Genomic DNA, 17,574 nt, shown 5'->3' with positions numbered 1-17,574 from the left:
CGCGAACCGGTGGGGGTACAGATCGAATGAGGTTCGCGTTGCGGCGTGCCCGAGGCACGAAAGGGCTGCTGCTGGCCGCCGCCGGGGCGGCGCTGGTGGCCACCGTCGCCCTCACCGGGCTGGCCGCGTACAACCGGGACGTGGTCGACTCGGGCACCCGTAACGTGCTCGCCGCGGCCACCCCGCAGGAACGGTCGGTGCTGATCCGGTCGGCGGCCGGGCGTACCGCCGACGCCCTGCGGGAACGCGACACCGCCCTACGCGAGCAGGTACGCGTCGACGTGGACGGGTTGGCCGCCCGGGTCACCTCCGCCGGGTACGCGGCCGGTCGGCAGTTGCGCGGCGATGCCGGTGACGCCACCGCCGACCGTACCGGCAGCATCTACGCCTCGGTGATGTTCCTCGACGACCTGCCGGAACACGCCCGGCTCACCGCGGGCGCCTGGCCGCAGGCCGGATCCGCGCGACCGGAAACCGTGTTGGCCGCCGCGGCGGCGGCGACGCTGCGGGTGGGGGTCGGTGACCGCATCCCGATCACCGACGGACTCGCCGAACGGGTCACCGAGGTGACAGTGGTGGGGGTGTTCACGCCGGTGGACCCCGACGCCGCGTACTGGCGGCTCGCGCCGGAGACGGCGACCGGTTCGCTGCCGCAGGCGGCCACCTACGGCCCGATGATCGTGCACCGCGACGACTTCGTCACCCATTTCCTGGCCAACGCCTCCGCCGGCTGGCTGGTCGAGCCTGACCTGTCCACGACCAGCACCACAAGCGAGTTGGACCGGTTGGCGCAGGTGGCCACCCGGATCGTCACCACCACCACGGCGCAGGCCGGCCTCGGGGACTCCGCGGTGGCCATCAGCGACCTCGCCAGCCTGGTGCCCCGGCTGCAGCAGGCCACCCTCGTCGGCCGGTCCGCGTTGGTCACTCCGATGCTGCTGGTGGTGGTCCTCGGCGGGTACGCGCTGCTGCTCGTCGCGGTCCTGCTCACCGAGCACCGCCGGGGTGAGACGGCGCTGCTGCGCGCCCGAGGCGCCAGCCGATGGCAACTGGCCGGGCTGACCGCCCGCGAGGCCACCCTGGTCGTCCTGCCCGCCGCCGTCCTGGCCCCGCTGCTCGTCACCGAACTGCTCGGCCTGGCCGGGCACATACCCGGGCTCGCCGCGGTGTCGCTGCGCCCGGACGCGTCACTGGACGCGATGATCTGGCTGGTCGCCGGGGCCGCAGCCGCCGGTTGTGCGCTGGCGATGATCGGGCCGAGCCTGCGCCGGGGCGGCAGTTACGTCGCCGACCTGGCCAGCCGTTCCCGGCCGAGCCGCCGCGGCATGGTGCAACGGGCCGGACTCGACGTGCTGCTTGTCGGTCTGGCCCTGCTGGCGTGGTACCAGCTGAGCCGGTACTCCTCGCCGCTGTCGCGCAGCCGGGGCGGCGAGTTGGGCATCGACCCGCTGCTGGCCGCCGCACCCACGCTCGGGGTGCTGGCCGGGGCGGTGCTCGCCCTGCGGCTGCTGCCCCCGCTGGTCCGGCTCGCGGAACGCTGGGTGGACCGCAGGCCGTGGACCGCCACCATGCTCGGCACCTGGCAGGCCGGTCGGCGACCGCACGCCGGTCCGGTGCTGCTGCTCGCCCTCGCCGTCGCGGTCGGCACCCTCGCCTGGTCACTGGCGAGTACGTCCCGACAGTCCCTCGACGACCAGGCTGCCCACCAGGTCGGGGCCGACCTGCGGCTGACCGAGACCGACGGATCGGCACCCGACGACCGGGCCGACCGGCTCGCCGAGCTGCCGGGTACGACGGCGGTCCTGGCCGGCTGGCGGGACCGCCTGCGGGTCGGGCCGGACCTGCAACCGCTCACCGTGCTGGCCTGGGACGCCGAGAACGCCGGCGAGGTGGTGCGGATCCGTCCCGACCTGGCCGACGGCTCGGCCGACAAGCTGTTCGACGGCCTCACCGCCGGGCGTGTGACGGCACCGGAGACCCCGCTTCCGGCGGGCACCCGACGGCTGACCGGACAACTTCGGACCAAGATCGATCACCCGTTCGGTGTCGTCACCCCGGTACGCCACCATGCGGTGCTCGCCGGGCCGGGGAACGGATACCGGCGGTTGCTGCTCGGCGTCACCGGCAACGGCGAGCGGCTGCCCTTCTCCGTCGAACTGCCGGCCGCAGACACGCCCTGGCGACTGGTCGGCTTCACCGTCGAGACGGCCGGCAGCGACCGGATCACCATCGACTGGCAGCTGTCCGACCTGCGGGCCAGCCGGGACGCCTCCCGTGGGGAACCGGTCGACCTGGCGGCCGACGGGCCGTGGCGGATGGTCGACCCGTCCGGTCCGGTGGCCGCGCCGAGGGCCACCGGGAGCACCCTGAAGGTCAGCTACGTGGGAGCCCAGGGGGCGGATCTCTACGCGCGAAGCAAGACGCTGCGGCTGGGCATCTCCCGACCCGCGGCCGGCGGTCTGGTGCCGGCGGTGGCCACACCGCAGGCGCTCGCCGCACTGCGGCGCGACGTCGGCACGCAGACCCAGTTGTTCCTCGGCGGCGCCGACGTCGACCTGACCATGGTCGACACGATGGTCGCGGTGCCCGGCGACACCGACGACGCCGCGCTGCTGGTCGACCTGCCGTCGCTGGCCACCCGACTCTTCCACGACTACGGCATCGTCCGCCCGCCGGAGGAGTGGTGGCTGGCCACCCGGCCCGGTCAGGCGGAACAGGCGGCGAACGCGGCCGCCGCCCTCGACGGCCTGACCGTGCTGAACCGGGAGAAGGTCGCCGACGACCTGGCCCGTGACCCGTTCGGGGTGGGTGCCCGAGGTGCGCTGTTCGCCGCCGCCCTCGCCGCGGTGCTGCTGGCCGCCGTCGGGGTGGCGGTGGACGTCAGCGCCACCGCCCGTCGACGGGCCACCGAGTTGGCCGTGCTGCACACCCTCGGCGCCGGACATCGCCTGGTCGCCCGGTCGCTGCTGGCCGAGCAGGCGTTCCTGGCCGGGGTGGGTGTGCTGGTCGGCCTGGCGGTGGGGGTCGGGGTCGCCGCGACGATGGCACCCCTGGTCATCCTCACCCCGTCCGCCGAACGACCTCATCCGCCGCCGTTGTTGAGCGTCGACTGGCCACCGGTGGTCGCCACCGGCGCGGGCCTGCTGCTGTTGGCGCTGACCTTCAGCGCCGCGGTCTCGGTGACCATGCGGAACCGCCTGACCGCCACCCAACTGCGCATCGGGGAGGACCGATGAGCATCAGCCCCGCAGTCGCGAACGAAAGGCACGGCACCGTGAGCGCGAGGAGTGAGCTTGCGAGCCCCGCAGCCGCGAACGAAAGGCACGACAAGTGGTGAGGCGGATCGGGGCGTACGGCGCCCAGGTGGGGCTGTTGGCGGTGCTGGGGTTGGTGGCGGCGGTGCTGCTGACCGCGATGCCCCGCTTGGCCAACGAGTACGCCGACCGTAGTCTGCACGCCGATGTGGCCCGGCTGCCGCACCTGGTCCGTGACGTGGCGCTCGCCGTCGAGCAGCGCCCCGACCAGCAGCGTTCCGACGAGGCGAAGCCGGCTGCGGCGGGTGAGGCCAGCCTGGAGCGGTTCGCCGCGGCGTTGCCGCAGCCGCTGCCCGCGCTTGTGGATCGCCGGTGGTACGCCGCCGTGCTGGACGAGCAGAACCTGTCCGCCACCGGTGACGATCCGCCGATGGACGGCGGGGCGACCAAGAAGATCGGCCTGCGTGCACAGACCGGCCTGCAGGATTCGGCGGTGCTCACCGCCGGTCGCTGGCCGGACACCAAGACCGGCGGGTCGGCTGAGGTGGCGGTGTCCACGGCGGTGGCCGAGATCCTGTCGCTGCGTCCCGGCAGCCGGCTGCGCTTCACCGGCGCCAGTGCGGCGAATCAGGCGTCGGCGCAGGTCGTCGGCGTGTTCAACCCGCGCGATGCCGGCGATCCGATCTGGGACGACCTGACGTTGGGCCTGAACCCGATCGTGCCGGTCGCCGACGGTGAGCCCTACCTCGCCATGGCGGTCACCGACTGGGCCGGGATCGACACCGTGGTCGCCGGCAGCGGTGTGCCGGTCAGCTACCAGTGGCGGTACCGCCTCGACGAGCGGCGACTGGACACCGCCACGCTGGAGACGGTGGTCACGGCCATCGGCGACACCCGGCGCACCGAATGGCTGCCCCGCTCGACGGTGCACACGTCGCTGGACGTCGCGCTGGTCCGGTTCGGCGACCAGTTGCGGGCGGTGCAGGCCCTGCTGGCCATCGCGCAGACCGGCCTGGTCGCCAGCCTGCTCGGGCTGATCCTGTTGGCCGCACGCCTGACCGTGCAACGCCGTCGCGACGAGTTGGCGTTGCTGCGCGCCCGAGGCGCCTCGCTGGCTGCGATCGGACGGCGAGCGCTCGTCGAGGCGGTGCCGGTGCAACCGGTCGCGGTGCTGCTCGGGTGGCTGATCGCCACCCGGGTGCCGGGCCGATCGGAGGGGACGCCGTGGGGGGTGGTGCTGCTGGCGGTGCTCACCACCGCCGTGGTGCCGGTGCTGGCCATGCTGTCGCAGCGGCGGGCCGCGCTGACCGCCGGGCGGGTCGACCTGGTCCGGCAGCGCCCGTCCGTACGCCGGTTGGTGCTGGAGGCCGGCGTGCTGGTGCTCGCCGGTCTGGGTGTGGTGCTGCTGCGTCGCCGTGGCCTCGACCCGGCCGGCGGTGTCGACGCGTACCTCAGCTCGGTGCCGGTGCTGGTCGCGGTCGCCGCCGCGCTTGTGGCGATCCGGCTGCTGCCGTGGCCGCTGCGACTGGTCGGCCGGCTGACCGGCCGGACCCGGGGCGCGCCGTTGTTCCTCGGTGTGGCGCGGGCCGGTCGGGGCGCGCCGGTGGCGTTGGGGCCGTTGGCGGTGTTGATCGTCGCGGTCAGCACCGGCGTGTTCGGTGGGGTCGTCACGACCACTGTGGCCGCCGCCCGGGATCGGGCCGCGACGCTTACGGTGCCGGCCGACGCCTGGCTGACCGGGTGGGCCTTCTCCCCGGACGCGGCGGACGAGCTGAACCGGGTGCCCGGGGTGCAGGCGGTGGCCCGTGCGTCGGTGGAGTCCAGCCGGCGGCTGCTGTCCGAGGCCGGGCCGCAGGCGAGGGCGCTCGGGCAGGCGCGGGTGCTGGTGGTGGACGCCCCGGCCTTCGCCGAGGTGGTGGCCCGCAGCGGAGTCGACGTGCAGGTGCCCGCCGCGTTGCGGTCCGCGGCCCGCGGTGACGGGCCGGTACCCGCGGTGGTGTCGCCGACGTTGGCGGCGGAACTCGGCGACACCACCGCGGTGGCCGATGTGCAGAGCCGGTGGTACGAGTTCCGCGTCGCCGCGGTCGCCGACAGCTTCCCCGGTGTGGGGTTGGGGGTCGACCGGTTCGTGGTGCTGCCGTGGCAGGCGCTGCCGGAGTACGAGTTCACCCCGATCATTCCGAACCGGTATCTGATCGCCGGCGACGGTGTCGACGAGGCGAAGCTGCTGGAGGTGGCCGACGCCACGCAGCGTCGCCGGCAGTCCGAGGTGCTCGGCAGGGAGGTGACCCGGACGCAGATGCCGGCGACGTTGGAGACCCGGCAGGCGTACCGGGAGGGGTTGGAGCGTACCGGGGCCAACGAGGTGTTGACCTTGGCTTTCGCCGCGGGTGCGGCCGGCGGCGCGGCACTCGCCGTGCTCGCTGTCGGGTTCGCGGTGGTGGCCGACGCGGCCGGCCGGGGCCGGATGCTGTCGCGGCTGCGCACGATGGGCCTGTCCGCCGCGCACGGCCGCCGGCTGCTGGTGTACGAGCTGGTGCCGCTGGTGGTGGTCGCGGCGGTGACCGGTGCGGCGGTGGGGGTCGCCCTGCCCCGGCTGCTCGGCTCGACTCTCGGGTTGTCACAGTTCGCGCCCGGTGTGCCGATGCGCGATCACCTGGACCCGTTGGTCGTGGGCGGGGTGCTGGCGCTGGTGTTGCTCGGGCTGCTGGCCGGCCTGTTGGTGGAGAACCTGGTGAACCGACGGATGCGTCTCGGTGAGGCGCTGCGTCTCGGAGAGGGGAACGCATGACCGTGGTCAAGGACGCGCCGGACCTCGCGACGCTGCAACGGCGCGCGGCGGAACGGGCCGCCGCCCGGGCCGGCGGCGCGGACCGGTTGCGTGGGCACATCGTCTGCGACGGGCTGGTGCGCATCTTCACCAGCGAGGGGGTGGAGGTCGTCGCCCTGCAGGGCCTGGACCTGGTGGTCGACCGGGGTGAGCTGGTGGCCATCGTGGGGGCATCGGGTTCGGGCAAGTCGACGGTGCTCAACATCCTGTCCGGGTTGGACACCCCGACCGCGGGGATCGCCCGGGTGGCCGGCTACGACCTGTTGACGATGTCGGCGCGGAAGCGGTTGCGGTACCGGCGGCACACGGTCGGGTTCGTGTGGCAGCAGACCGGGCGCAACCTGCTGCCCTATCTGACCGCCCGGGAGAACGTCGAGTTGCCGATGCGGCTGGCCGGCCGGGGCGGCCGGGCCGGTCGGCGGCGGGCGACGGAGCTGCTGGAGATGGTCGGGGTCGGCTACTGCGCGGATCGCCGGCCGGGGCAGATGAGCGGCGGCGAGCAGCAGCGGTGCGCGGTCGCGGTGGCGGTGGCCAACGACCCGGAGGTGCTCTTCGCCGACGAGCCGACGGGTGAGCTGGACGAGGCCACCGCCGCCGAGGTGTTCGGCGCGTTGCGGGCCATCAACGCGGAGCTGGGGGTCACCGTCGTGGTGGTCACCCATGATCCGCAGGTGGCCTCGCAGGTGCGGCGCACCATCGCGATCCGCGACGGCCGGACCGCCTCCGAGGTGCACCGCACCGCGCGCGTCGGCGCCGACGGCGTCGAGGAACTGGTCACCGAGGAGTACGCGGTGCTCGACCGGGCCGGTCGGATGCAGTTGCCCGCCGGTTTCGTCGACGCGTTGGCGTTGCGGGACCGGGTGAAGCTGACCCTGGAGCCGGATCACGTGCAGGTCCGCTCCGGCGAGGAGAGGAAGACGGTGTGAGCGAGGATCTGGTCCGGGTGCAGGGCCTGTGCCGCGACTACGGCAGCGGCGACCGGGTGGTGCACGCGCTGCGGGACGTGTCGCTGCGCGCCGGACGCGGTGAACTGGTGGCGGTGCGGGGCCGTTCGGGTGCGGGCAAGACCACCCTGTTGAACCTGATCGGTGGTCTGGACCGGCCCACCGCGGGACGGGTGTGGGTGGCCGGTCACGAGGTGACCGCGGCCGGCGAGCGGGACCTGCTGCGGCTGCGGCGCGACGACATCGGGTTCGTGTTCCAGTCGTTCGGGTTGATCCCGATCCTGTCGGCGGCGGAGAACGTCGGGGTGCCGATGCGGTTGGCGAAGGTGCCGGCGGCGCAGCGCGAGGAACGGGTGTCGGTGCTGCTGGAGCTGGTCGGGTTGGGTGGTCACGCGGCGCAGCGGCCGTACGAGATGTCCGGTGGGCAGCAGCAGCGGGTGGCGATCGCCCGGGCACTGGCCAACGACCCGGCATTGCTGATCGCCGACGAGCCGACCGGTCAGCTGGATTCGGAGACCGGTCGGGCGGTGATGGACCTGTTGCGGGCGTTGGTGCACGCCCGTGGGATGACCGCGCTGGTGGCCACGCACGATCCGACGTTGATGGAGTTGGCCGACCGGGTGCTGGTGCTGCGCGACGGTCGGCTGGTCGAGTCGTCCGAGCCGGTCGGTGTGTGACGGTCAGTACGGGTCGCCGCAGACCCGCCAGCCGTCCTCCTCACGCACCACCGACAGGTCCCGCTCCTCGGTGCTGCCGCTGTCGCGGGTCAGCCGTACGGTGACGGTGCCGTACGGCCGGCCGGCGCGGGTGGCCACCGACACGTCGACGATCTCGTAGTCGCGCACCACCGGCGGGGTGCGGACCCAGCTGGTGAAGCCCAGTTCGCTCCACCGGCTGCGCGCGTCGCTGCACAGCCGCTCGTACGCGCCGTCGGTGTCGCCCGCGGTGACCTGCCGCAGGAACCCTTCGGCGGTCTCCCGGACCGGGCCGGCGGCCTGCGTGACGACCTGGACGTTCCAGGCGCCCAGGCCGGCGACGCCGACGCAGCACAGGGCCACCCCGATCCCGGCGAAGGTGAGCCCAGCCCGCATCGGGTGGCGTCGCCGGGCCGGTCTGCTCCACGACTGCGCAGCGCCCACACCCTCAGACGGTAGAGAATTCGCCGCCACGGCGGGCGGAAAGCCGCCGCCGTCGGTGGGGTGGGCGCTGCGTGACGCTCAGCCGCGACGGCGGGCGCGGGCGGCCCAGATGACGTACGCGGGATCGCGGTCGAGGTTGTGCCGGTCCCGGTCGTAGCGGCGGGTGGTGCGCGGGTCGGCGTGGCCCATCGCGTCCTGCACGTCTTCCAGCGGTACGCCCTCGGCGCGGGCGGTGGTGGCGAAGGCGTGCCGCAGCGAGTGCGGCGACAGGTGCGCCCAGGCCGGTATCTGGGCGCTGCGGGCGAGTCGGCGGACCAGCCGGAACACCGAGTGCCGGTCCAGGCGGGCGCCGCTGGCGGTGACCAGCAGCGGGCCGGTGAGCTCGTTGACCTGCACGCCCTCGGCGGCGGCCCGCTGCGCCAGGTACGTGTCGACGGCGTGGGCGGTGGAGGGGGTCAGCGCCCGGCGGCGGGCCTTGCCGCCCTTGCCGACGAAGCGGACGCTGCGGTGTCCCCGTTCCGCGCCGAGGTCGGTGATGTCCAGGGCGACAAGTTCCCCGACCCGCAGGCCGAGGTCGGCCAGCAGGGCGATGGCGGCCCGGTTGCGGGCGGCGGTCGGCCCGGTGTCGGCGTCGGCGGCGGTGAGCAGCGCGTCGACCTCGTCGGGGGTGAGCCCGATGGTGGCGGAGTGGTCGCGGTCGACGCGGGGCCGGTCGGCGTCGGCGACCGGGTTGGTGTCGACGGCGCGCAGCTTGACCAGGAAGTCGTACCAGCTGGACAGGGCCGACAGGCGGCGGGCCACGGTCGCCGGGGTGAGTGGACGCCCGGTGCGCGCCACCAGTGTGGACTCCAGTGTTCGCGCGTACTCGTTGACGTGCAGGAAGTTCACCCGCAGCGGGTCCAGGTGGCGGTCGGTGCACCAGGCGAGCCAGTTGGCGACGTCGCGTCGGTAGGCGTCGCGGGTGTGCTCACTGAGTCGCCGGTTGCGCAGCCACGCCTCGGTGACGGCGGTCGGGCCGCCGGGCAGAGCGGGATGATCCGGTGGGCGGAACAGTACCGGAGTGTTGGACACGGCCATGTGAAAAAGGTTCCCAGCCGAAAGGCCGGTTCACGATCAGGCGCGCCGGAACATGATCAGCAACCCTGGGCGGCTGGTCCGGGCGATGTGGAGTGACCGACGACGGCGGGACGGCACCCGTCCCGCCGTCGTCGCGGTCGTCGTTTCAGGCGTTGATCTGCTTGCGGCCGTTGCCGGTGGCGCTGATGGCCACCTTGCGGGGCTTGGCCCGCTCGGCCACCGGGATGCGCAGCGTCAGTACGCCGTTGTCGTAGCCGGCTTCGAGCTTGTCGGTGTCGAGCGTGTCGCCGAGGAAGAGCTGCCGGTGGAACACCCCCATCGGGCGCTCGGCGGCGACGAGTTCGACGCTGTCGCCGGTGGGGCGGCGACGCTCGGCGCGGACGGTCAGCACGTTGCGTTGCACGGTGCAGTCGATGCTGTCCGGGTCGACGCCGGGCAGGTCGAATGCCGCATAGAAGTAGTCACCGTCGCGGTAGGCGTCCATGTGCATGACGGCGGGACGGCTGGTGGTGCCGAAGAACTGCTCGGCGATCCGGTCGATCTCCCGGAACGGGTCGGTGCGCATCAGCATGTCGTGCCTCCTCGGTTCCTTGGGCCGAAGGTTTCAGAGTTGAGTCCGTACGACTCAACTTCACCTACGTGTTTAACGCGCTCGGCGCTCGTCGTCAAGTCGAGTTTTCAGTGGTCGTGCTCGGGTAGTTGGCTGACCAGGACGACCGGCACCATCAGGTGCATCGCTCCCAGGGCGATCTTGGCGCCGGCGGTGGCGTCGACCTGGAGCAGAGGCGCGAACGACAGCAAAGTGGCCGCCACCACGAGGCTGAACCAGATGGTGGTGGCGGATCGTCCGGTGAATCGCTCCAGCACGGCCAGTGCCGCCCAGCCCAGCAGGGCTGCTGCGAGGGAGACGACGACGACCGGGACGAGGTTGACGACCATTACGGCCTGACCGGGGCTGCGTACCGCGTAGTCGGCGCCGCCGAACGCCCCGACCAGCCAGATCGCGACACAGGCGGCAACGGCCGCCAGGATGCCGAGGGATCGGCGGCGCAGGGACGCGGTGGTGCTGACGGATGGCGCGGTGGTGCTGCTCATGGGCCACTCCTTGGTTGGGTACCTGCACAGTGACCGTATCAGATGATCCCGCGCGGGACGATCTCTTTCGAGATCAAGCAGGCGTTCGAAGTGCCGGTCAGGTCGCCGGTTCGCGGCGGGCGCGCTCCTGGTGGCGACGGGCCTTCAAGCGGTTGCCGCAGGTCTTCATCGAGCACCAGCGGGCGGTGTTGGCGCGACTGCGGTCCAGGTGGAACAGGCGGCACTCGTCGTTGCCGCAGGGGCGCAGTCGACCGGGGTGGCGCGCCTGCACGTCGTACCAGGTGAGCACCAACTCCACCGCGAGCATCCGTTCGGGCGGCCCGCACAACCGCCAGCGCAGGGTCGACCCGTCGACCTCGGGCACCTGCTGGATGTCGGCGAGGATCCGGCGCAGGTCCCCCTCCGGCGCCGGGCCGCGCGTGGCGACCTGAAGCACGTCCCTGGCCGTACGTAGCCACTCGATCGCCTGCGCGTCATCCGCGCCGCCGTGCTCCCGCGCCCACTGCCGCAGTGCGCCCTCGTCGGCCCACCGGTCCTGCGGTCGGCCGCCCACCACCGGAGTGCTGTTCAGCGCTTCCAGTAGCGCCTCTTCGTCGATCATCCACCCACCCGGTCAGCTAACCCTATTGATTGTCTTGACAGGTTACCCCGACATCCGGTCCACTGGGTGCAGGTAACCATCAAAAGTTGTCGAGAGGGTTAGTCATGGTCGAGGTTCGTCACCGGTACGCCACCGTGCGAGGACACCGCATCTTCTACCGCGAGGCAGGGCCCCACGACGCGCCGACGCTGCTGCTCCTGCACGGCTTCCCCACCAGCTCACGGATGTTCCGCCACCTGATCCCCCGCCTCGCCGACCGGTTCCACGTCATCGCCCCCGACCACCTCGGCTTCGGCCACTCCGACACCCCGCCCGCCGACACGTTCACCTACACCTTCGACGCGCTCGCCGACCTCACCGAGGCGCTGCTGACCGACCTCGGCGTCACCCGCTACGCCATCTACGTGCAGGACTACGGCGCTCCCATCGGATGGCGGCTCGCGCTGCGCACCCCGGCGGCCGTCACCGCCGTGATCAGCCAGAACGGCAACGCGTACGACGACGGCTTCGTCCCACAGTTCTGGGCACCCGTGTGGGCGTACGCCAAGAACCCGGGACCGGACACGGAGCCCGCGGTCCGCGAGGCGCTCAGCCTCGACGCCATCCGCTGGCAGTACCTGCACGGCGTGGACCGGCCCGAACTGGTCGACCCCGACACCTGGACGTTCGACCACCGCGACATCAACCGCCCCGGCAACGACCAGGCCCAGCTCGCCCTCTTCCGCGACTACGCCACCAACCCGCCCCTGTATCCCCGGCTGCACGCGTACTTCCGGCACAGCCAGGTGCCGCTGCTGGCCGTATGGGGCGCCGAAGACCTCATCTTCGGCCCGGACGGCGCACGCGCCTTCACCCGCGATCTACCGGCGGCCGAGATACGCCTGGTGCCCGGAGGCGGTCACTTCCTGCTCGAAAGTCACCTCGACACCGCGGCCGGCCACATCCGGGACTTCCTGACCCGGACGGTGGCGACCATCGCGGCCTGAAACTCGCCGCTAACAGACCGAGCCGGCCGGCCCGCAGGCGTTGACCCGGGACAGCCGCCCGCCGACCAGCCGCTGCACCGCGCTGAGGAACACCTCACGCTCGCTGTCCGGCAACGCGGCGAGCACGTCCTGCTCCAGCCCGGCGGCGATCTCCTGAGCCTGGTCGAGCACCTGCTCGCCCTGCGCTGTCACCTCCACCAGCCGGGCCCGTCGGTCGGTCGGCGACGGGACCCGGCGGGCCAGGCCGGCGGCCTCAAGGTGATCCAGGGTCACCACCATTGTCGTCTTGTCCACCCCGCAGAGCTCACCGAGCTGCCGCTGGGTGAGACCGCCGGCCCGGGCCCGGGCCAGCACGCAGTGGTCCCGAGGAGTGATGCCGAGCTCGGCCAGGCCCACGGCGTGCTCCGCGCGCAGGGCGTGGCTGGCCCAACTGAGCAGAAACATCAAGTCCGACGGGCGCCCCGGCGACGGGATGGTCATGCCCTGAGGTTAACAACATATTCCGAACCGGGATCGTTGCCTCGATCACGGACCGGGTACCCGTCGGCGGCCGATCTGACCGACAATGGGTGCCGTGACGCGGTCGACGGCACCCGAGACCGACCTCGGCCAGCCCCATCGGCCGGGCCCACCCGCTCCGGGCCCCCGGTCCGGTGACCCGTGGCTGGTCGCCGCGGCGGTCACGATCCTGCTGCTGATCATGGCGCCCCGGTACGGCTACCACCGCGACGAACTGTATTTCCTGCTCGCCGGGCGCCACCTCGACTGGGGGTACGTGGACCAGGGGCCGCTGGTGCCCGCCCTGGCCCGGCTGGTCGACACGATCGCGCCGGACAGCCTGCTCGCCCTGCGTACGCCGTCCGCGCTGCTGGCCGGTGCGGCGGTGCTGATGGTCGCCGCGATCGCCCGGCAGTTCGGTGCCGGCCGCGGCGGACAGCTGCTCGCCGCGGCCCTCGGCGGCGCGTCGGGCATCACGCTGGCCAGCGGTCACCTGCTCAGCACCACCACCGTCGACCTGGTGGTCTGGCTCGCCGCCGCGCTGTGCACGGTCCGGCTGCTGCGGACCGGGGACAGCCGGTGGGCGCTGGCCGTCGGCGCGGTCCTCGGCATCGGCATGCTCAACAAGCTGCTGCCCGCGCTGCTCGCCGTCGGTCTGCTCGCCGGGCTGGCGATCGCCGGACCCCGCCGGCTGCTGCGCGACCGCACCGTCTTCCTCGCCGCCGGGATCTTCACGCTGCTCGCCGCGCCGAGCCTGCTCTGGCAGGCGACCCACGGATTACCCCAGCTCGGGGTCGCCGCCACCATCTCCGGCGGGGACAGCTCCTACAGCGGTCGACTCGACGCGGCCATCCTCCAGTTCCTGATCATCAGCCCGTTCGTCGTGCCGATCTGGTCGACCGGACTGATCGTGCTGTTGCGCCACCCGGCATGGCGCAGGTACCGGGCACTGGGCTGGGCGTGGCTGGTCGTCGTCGGTGTCGTACTGCTCGTCGGCGGCAAGGGCTACTACCCCGCCCCACTGCTGCTGGTGCTGACCGCCGCCGGCGCGGCGGTGGCCGCCGGGTGGGCGCGGCACGGCCGGGCCCGCGCGCGCCGGGCGTTGCTGGCGGCCGTCGTGGTGCTCACCGCCGTCAGCAACACGGTGCTGCTGCTGCCGGCGTTGCCGGTCGACCGGCTGCCCGGCTTCGTGGTCGCCGTCAACTACGACACCGGCGAGACCATCGGCTGGCCGGCGTTCGTCGACTCCCTCGCCGCCGTGCACCACCGGCTACCGGCCGACGAGCAGGCCCGGGCGGTGATCCTCACCGGCAACTACGGCGAGGCCGGCGCGGTGGCCCGGTACGGCCCGCAACGTGGCCTGCCCGCCGCCTACTCCGGGCACAACAGCATGGCCGACTTCGGCCGGCCACCGGACGACGCGGACGTGGTGATCGCCGTCGGCTGGCAACAACCACACCAACTGCGTACGTGGTTCACCGAGGTGACCCTGGCTGGCCGGGTGGACCAGCGGGTGGCGGTGGACAACGACGAGAACGGCGGACCGATCTGGCTGTGCCGGGGCCTGCGCCGCCCGTGGGCCGACATCTGGGCCACCGAGGTACGCCACAGCGGGTGACCGTGGCATCAACGAAGCGCCATGGCCGATGGTGTGGACGGGTTAAGGTGCGGCGATGAGCTTCCAGTCTGCCGCGGTCGAGGCGCTCAAGGCCGATCCGGCCACCGCTTCACTGCACCGCTCCCTCGAGGTCTACTACGGCGACCCGGAGCGCGACGCGGCGATGGACGCCTTCTACGCCCGCTTCGTACGCCCCGGCGACCTGGTGTTCGACATCGGCTCGCACGTGGGCGACCACATCGGCAGCTTCCGCCGCCTCGGGGCCCGGGTGATCGCCGTGGAGCCGCAACCGCTGTGCCTGCGCGCGCTGCGGGCCATCTACGCCGACGACGACCAGGTCACCCTGGTGGCGGCGGCCTGCGGGGCACAACCGGGTCGGATCGGTTTCCTGGTCAACTCCGCCAACCCGACAGTCTCCACCGCCTCCTCCGACTTCGTCGCCGCCGCGGCCGGGGCCGGCGGCTGGGAGGACCAGGTCTGGGACGGCCAGATCGAGGTACCCGTCACCACCGTCGACGCGTTGATCGCCGAGCACGGCACACCTGCCTTCACCAAAATCGACGTGGAAGGATTCGAGGACGCGGTGCTCGCCGGTCTGAGTCGACCGCTGCCGGCGCTGTCGTTCGAGTTCACCACGATCGGACGGTCGGTGGCGCTGCGCTGCCTGGACCGGCTGGCCGCCCTCGGCTTCGGCGGTTTCGACGTGGCCCTCGGCGACACCAAGGCGCTGACCCTCGGCCGTTGGGTCGACGCCGCCGAGATGGCCACGCACCTGCTCGCGCTGCCGCACGAGACCAACTCCGGCGACGTCTACTGCGTCCCGGCGACCAACCGGTAGAGGTGTGCCGGCTGCCGTTCGCGCCGCCTGCTACGACGGCAACCTGTCGGCGGCGGGCCATAGCATGAACCGATGCTGTCCCAGATCAACGGGCTGTCGCGACACTTCACCGAGGAGACCCTGCGGGCCTACCTGCTGAGCCGCTCCACGCGTGCCGACAACGGATGTCTCGTCGTGCGTGGCTATGGCCCTCAGCGCGGCGTGTATCAGAAGCTGGCCGGTCGGGCCTGGGCGCACATCGCCGCGTACGTGGTCTTCGTCGGCGGCTACGACCCCACCTTTGAGGTCCACCACGACTGCGGTACCCCGGACTGCATCGAGCCCAGCCATCTGCGTCAGCTCAGCCACGCGGACAACTGCCGGGAACGTGCCCAACGTCCGCGGTGCCGCAACGGCCACGACCGGGAGACCGATCCCGTGACGGGCCGGCTACGGCGGGTCTGTCGGGTCTGCAACCGACAGGCGCAACAGCGGTGGCGTGAGCGCCAGGCCGCGACGGTCGCCGACGCCCGCGCCACGTACGGACGCCAGCCGTCCTGATTGGCGTCCATCTCCCACCACCGCGTCGAAGCCCCGCTGCCGGACCCTGATCCTCGGTCAGCGCCACAACTACACCAGCCTAACTGCTTACGCATAATAACAGTCATTATGATGCACGCACGATATGCCCGCTTTGTGGCGGAGAACTATTGGATTGTCGAGCAAAGTAATCCAGTAATTCATGCGAGCCGGGTCCGTCTCCGGGGATCCACCCACCTGTGGTTCCAGCGAGCGTTCTGTGCCACGAGCGATCAGGGGCGGTCCGCCGCCTGTCCGGCTGGAGCCGCACCCCGCTGTGACGTACGGCGGAGCGTCGCTTGCGAGCCAGCGCCGCTCCGCGTCACATCGACCGTTCGGTCGTCCGTGGCCGGCGATCGGACATTCCCATGTGCGAGCGCCCCGACCCGACGGCTACGAAGGACGAATGACGAACGAGGTGACCATTCCCCTGCTGCCCTGCCCGTCGATCGACGACATCGTCGACTTCTACTCGGTGCTCGGGTTCCACACCACGTACAAGCAGCGCAAACCCAACCCGGCCGCGGGGTTGCAACGGGAAGACCTGAACCTGCAGTTCTTCGAGATCCCGGGGTTCGATCCCGCGCAGTCCTACGGCTCCTGCATCGTGCTGACCTCGGACACGAGGCAGCTGTACCAGGCTTTCGCGGCGGGAATGCGCGCCGCGTACGGCAAGGTGCTGGTCTCCGGAACGCCGCGGATGACCCGGCCCCGGGCGCGGAAGAACGCCGACGGGCTGAGCGGCTTCAGCGTCATCGACCCCGGCGGCAACTGGATCCGCATCTTCCAGAACACCCCGGCCTCCCCCACCCCGGCACCGACCGGCCGGCTGGGCAAGGCGATGGCGAACGCCGTCGTGCAGGCCGACTCCCGAGGGGACGCCCGACAGGCGGCTCGGATCCTTGACAGCGCGTTGGCGCACCCCGAGCCGGATGACGACCCGGTCGCGTTGGTGGAGGTGCTCGTCTACCGCGCCGAGGTGGCGATGGCCCTGAACGATCCGCCGACGGCGGCCGAGATGCTCGCGCGCGTCGAGCGGGTCGCGTTGAGCGCGGACGACGCCACCCGGGCTGCTGCCGCGTACGAGGCCGCCACCGACCTCGCGGCAGCACTGCCCTAGCTACCACGGGAATCGTCGCTGGACCCGAGGGGTCACCGTCCAAGATCATTGCACGCATGGGTGCAGCACTGTGTCTTCTCTCCGCGGCCTGCTTCGGCGCGATGGCGATCTTCGGAAAGCTCGCGTACGACGCCGGGGTGTCACCCGGGGCATTGCTGCTGGTGCGCTTCAGCCTGGCCGCCGTCCTGCTGGCGATGGTCCTGCTGGTGCGACCGGGCCTGCGCCACGCCGGTGCGCGCGCCGGCGACGCGCCCGGGCGGACGCCGATGAGGCGGGGGCGGGTGCTGGCCATCGCCATCGGCCTGGGCGCGGTCGGGTACGCCACGCAGGCGAGCCTGTTCTTCTCCGCACTGCAACGGATGGACGCCTCGCTGCTGGCCCTGATCCTCTACACGTACCCGGTCATGGTGACCGTGGTGGCGGTGGCGCTCGGCCGGGACCGGCTCAGCCCCGCGCGCGGGGCGGCGCTCGTGGCGGCCTCGGCGGGCACCCTGCTGGTGCTGCTCGGTGCCGGCGGGGTGAACTTCCACCCGGTCGGGGCGCTGCTGGCGTTCGCCTCCGCGGTCACCTACACCGTCTACATCCTCATCGCCGACACGGTGGTGCACCGGTTGGCCCCGGTGGTCCTGACGGTCCTGGTGATGACCGGTGCCGCCGGCACGCTCGGCGTCCGCGCCGTGCTCACCGGCGGCGTCGACCTCGGGTTCGGGCCGTCGGGATGGTTCTGGCTGGCCTGCATCGCCGTGGTCTCCACCGTCGTGGCGATGCTCACCTTCTTCGCCGGGCTCAAACGCACCGGCCCGTCGACGGCGGCGATCCTGTCCACCTTCGAGCCGGTGGTCACCGCCGCACTTGCCACCCTCGTCCTCGGCGAGTCCCTGACCCCGGTACAGCTGTTCGGCGGCGTGCTGGTGCTCTCCTCCGTCGCCGTCCTCCAACTACGCCGGACCCGCCGTCAGGACGGGGCGCCGTCGGAGCGCGATCGGTCCGCCGCAGCAGCGGGCGTCGGGTCGTAG

At 72.3% G+C, this 17,574-nt stretch carries 16 protein-coding genes; 10 read left to right on the top strand and 6 right to left on the bottom strand.

Translation table 11 applies throughout. From position 1 onward, the window contains the following. Positions 1-26 precede the first annotated feature (26 nt). The 4 genes from Vgi01_RS11025 (at position 27) to Vgi01_RS11010 (ending at position 7,705) form a co-directional block, all read left to right on the top strand. A complete protein-coding gene (locus Vgi01_RS11025) occupies positions 27-3,236 on the top strand; it encodes an FtsX-like permease family protein (RefSeq protein ID WP_204290937.1) in 3,210 nt (1,069 codons plus the stop codon). A 94-nt stretch (positions 3,237-3,330) separates the two neighbouring features. Further along, positions 3,331-6,045, top strand: a complete 2,715-nt coding sequence (locus Vgi01_RS11020; protein ID WP_204290936.1) for an ABC transporter permease — start codon at positions 3,331-3,333, stop codon at positions 6,043-6,045. After that, positions 6,042-7,010, top strand: a complete 969-nt coding sequence (locus tag Vgi01_RS11015) for an ABC transporter ATP-binding protein (RefSeq protein ID WP_102656099.1) — start codon at positions 6,042-6,044, stop codon at positions 7,008-7,010. The genes Vgi01_RS11020 and Vgi01_RS11015 overlap by 4 nt, the downstream gene beginning before the upstream one ends. Further along, positions 7,007-7,705 carry an ABC transporter ATP-binding protein gene (locus tag Vgi01_RS11010; protein WP_013733860.1) on the top strand — a complete coding sequence of 233 codons (699 nt, stop codon included), beginning with the start codon at positions 7,007-7,009 and terminating at the stop codon, positions 7,703-7,705. Before Vgi01_RS11015 ends, Vgi01_RS11010 begins: the two co-directional genes overlap by 4 nt. 3 nt (positions 7,706-7,708) lie before the next feature. Here Vgi01_RS11010 and Vgi01_RS11005 read toward each other — a convergent pair whose 3' ends face one another. The 5 genes from Vgi01_RS11005 to Vgi01_RS10985 form a co-directional block, all read right to left on the bottom strand. Continuing rightward, positions 7,709-8,119 carry an Rv0361 family membrane protein gene (locus Vgi01_RS11005; protein WP_102656100.1) on the bottom strand — a complete coding sequence of 137 codons (411 nt, stop codon included), beginning with the start codon at positions 8,117-8,119 and terminating at the stop codon, positions 7,709-7,711. A 126-nt stretch (positions 8,120-8,245) separates the two neighbouring features. Next, positions 8,246-9,244 carry a tyrosine-type recombinase/integrase gene (locus Vgi01_RS11000; RefSeq protein WP_204290935.1) on the bottom strand — a complete coding sequence of 333 codons (999 nt, stop codon included), beginning with the start codon at positions 9,242-9,244 and terminating at the stop codon, positions 8,246-8,248. Between the two features lie 145 nt (positions 9,245-9,389). Then, positions 9,390-9,815, bottom strand: a complete 426-nt coding sequence (locus Vgi01_RS10995; protein WP_013733857.1) for an Hsp20/alpha crystallin family protein — start codon at positions 9,813-9,815, stop codon at positions 9,390-9,392. Positions 9,816-9,922: 107 nt separating this feature from the next. Next, positions 9,923-10,339: a DUF6069 family protein gene (locus Vgi01_RS10990; protein ID WP_102656102.1), complete on the bottom strand. Its 417-nt coding sequence runs from the start codon at positions 10,337-10,339 to the stop codon at positions 9,923-9,925. Positions 10,340-10,436: 97 nt separating this feature from the next. Beyond that, on the bottom strand, positions 10,437-10,940 hold the full coding sequence (locus Vgi01_RS10985) for a CGNR zinc finger domain-containing protein (RefSeq protein ID WP_102656103.1): 504 nt from the start codon (positions 10,938-10,940) through the stop codon (positions 10,437-10,439). Positions 10,941-11,044: 104 nt separating this feature from the next. Here Vgi01_RS10985 and Vgi01_RS10980 point away from each other — a divergent pair, with 104 nt between their 5' ends. Beyond that, on the top strand, positions 11,045-11,926 hold the full coding sequence (locus Vgi01_RS10980) for an alpha/beta fold hydrolase (protein ID WP_102656104.1): 882 nt from the start codon (positions 11,045-11,047) through the stop codon (positions 11,924-11,926). Between the two features lie 9 nt (positions 11,927-11,935). On the opposite strand, the gene Vgi01_RS10975 is transcribed toward Vgi01_RS10980, so the two are convergent. Then, positions 11,936-12,406, bottom strand: coding sequence for a MarR family winged helix-turn-helix transcriptional regulator (locus Vgi01_RS10975; RefSeq protein WP_204290934.1), 471 nt, complete (start codon positions 12,404-12,406; stop codon positions 11,936-11,938). Between the two features lie 85 nt (positions 12,407-12,491). On the opposite strand from Vgi01_RS10975, the gene Vgi01_RS10970 reads away from it, so the two are divergent. The 5 genes from Vgi01_RS10970 to Vgi01_RS10950 all read left to right on the top strand — a co-directional run bounded on the left by Vgi01_RS10970 (position 12,492) and on the right by Vgi01_RS10950 (position 17,574). Further along, positions 12,492-14,042: an ArnT family glycosyltransferase gene (locus Vgi01_RS10970; protein ID WP_204290933.1), complete on the top strand. Its 1,551-nt coding sequence runs from the start codon at positions 12,492-12,494 to the stop codon at positions 14,040-14,042. Between the two features lie 55 nt (positions 14,043-14,097). After that, entirely contained in the window at positions 14,098-14,880 is a 783-nt protein-coding gene (locus tag Vgi01_RS10965; protein ID WP_204290932.1) for an FkbM family methyltransferase, read from the top strand. 72 nt (positions 14,881-14,952) lie between these two features. Beyond that, positions 14,953-15,420, top strand: a complete 468-nt coding sequence (locus Vgi01_RS10960; protein WP_102656107.1) for an HNH endonuclease — start codon at positions 14,953-14,955, stop codon at positions 15,418-15,420. A gap of 424 nt (positions 15,421-15,844) precedes the next feature. Next, positions 15,845-16,558 carry a DUF8817 family protein gene (locus Vgi01_RS10955; RefSeq protein ID WP_204290931.1) on the top strand — a complete coding sequence of 238 codons (714 nt, stop codon included), beginning with the start codon at positions 15,845-15,847 and terminating at the stop codon, positions 16,556-16,558. Between the two features lie 56 nt (positions 16,559-16,614). Further along, positions 16,615-17,574, top strand: a complete 960-nt coding sequence (locus Vgi01_RS10950) for a DMT family transporter (RefSeq protein WP_204290930.1) — start codon at positions 16,615-16,617, stop codon at positions 17,572-17,574.

The organism is Micromonospora gifhornensis, from assembly GCF_016863515.1.
GTDB classification, from domain to species: Bacteria; Actinomycetota; Actinomycetes; order Mycobacteriales; family Micromonosporaceae; genus Micromonospora; species Micromonospora gifhornensis.
The sequence above is the reverse complement of the archived record's forward strand: the minus strand, read 5'-3'. Positions and strand labels throughout refer to the sequence as shown.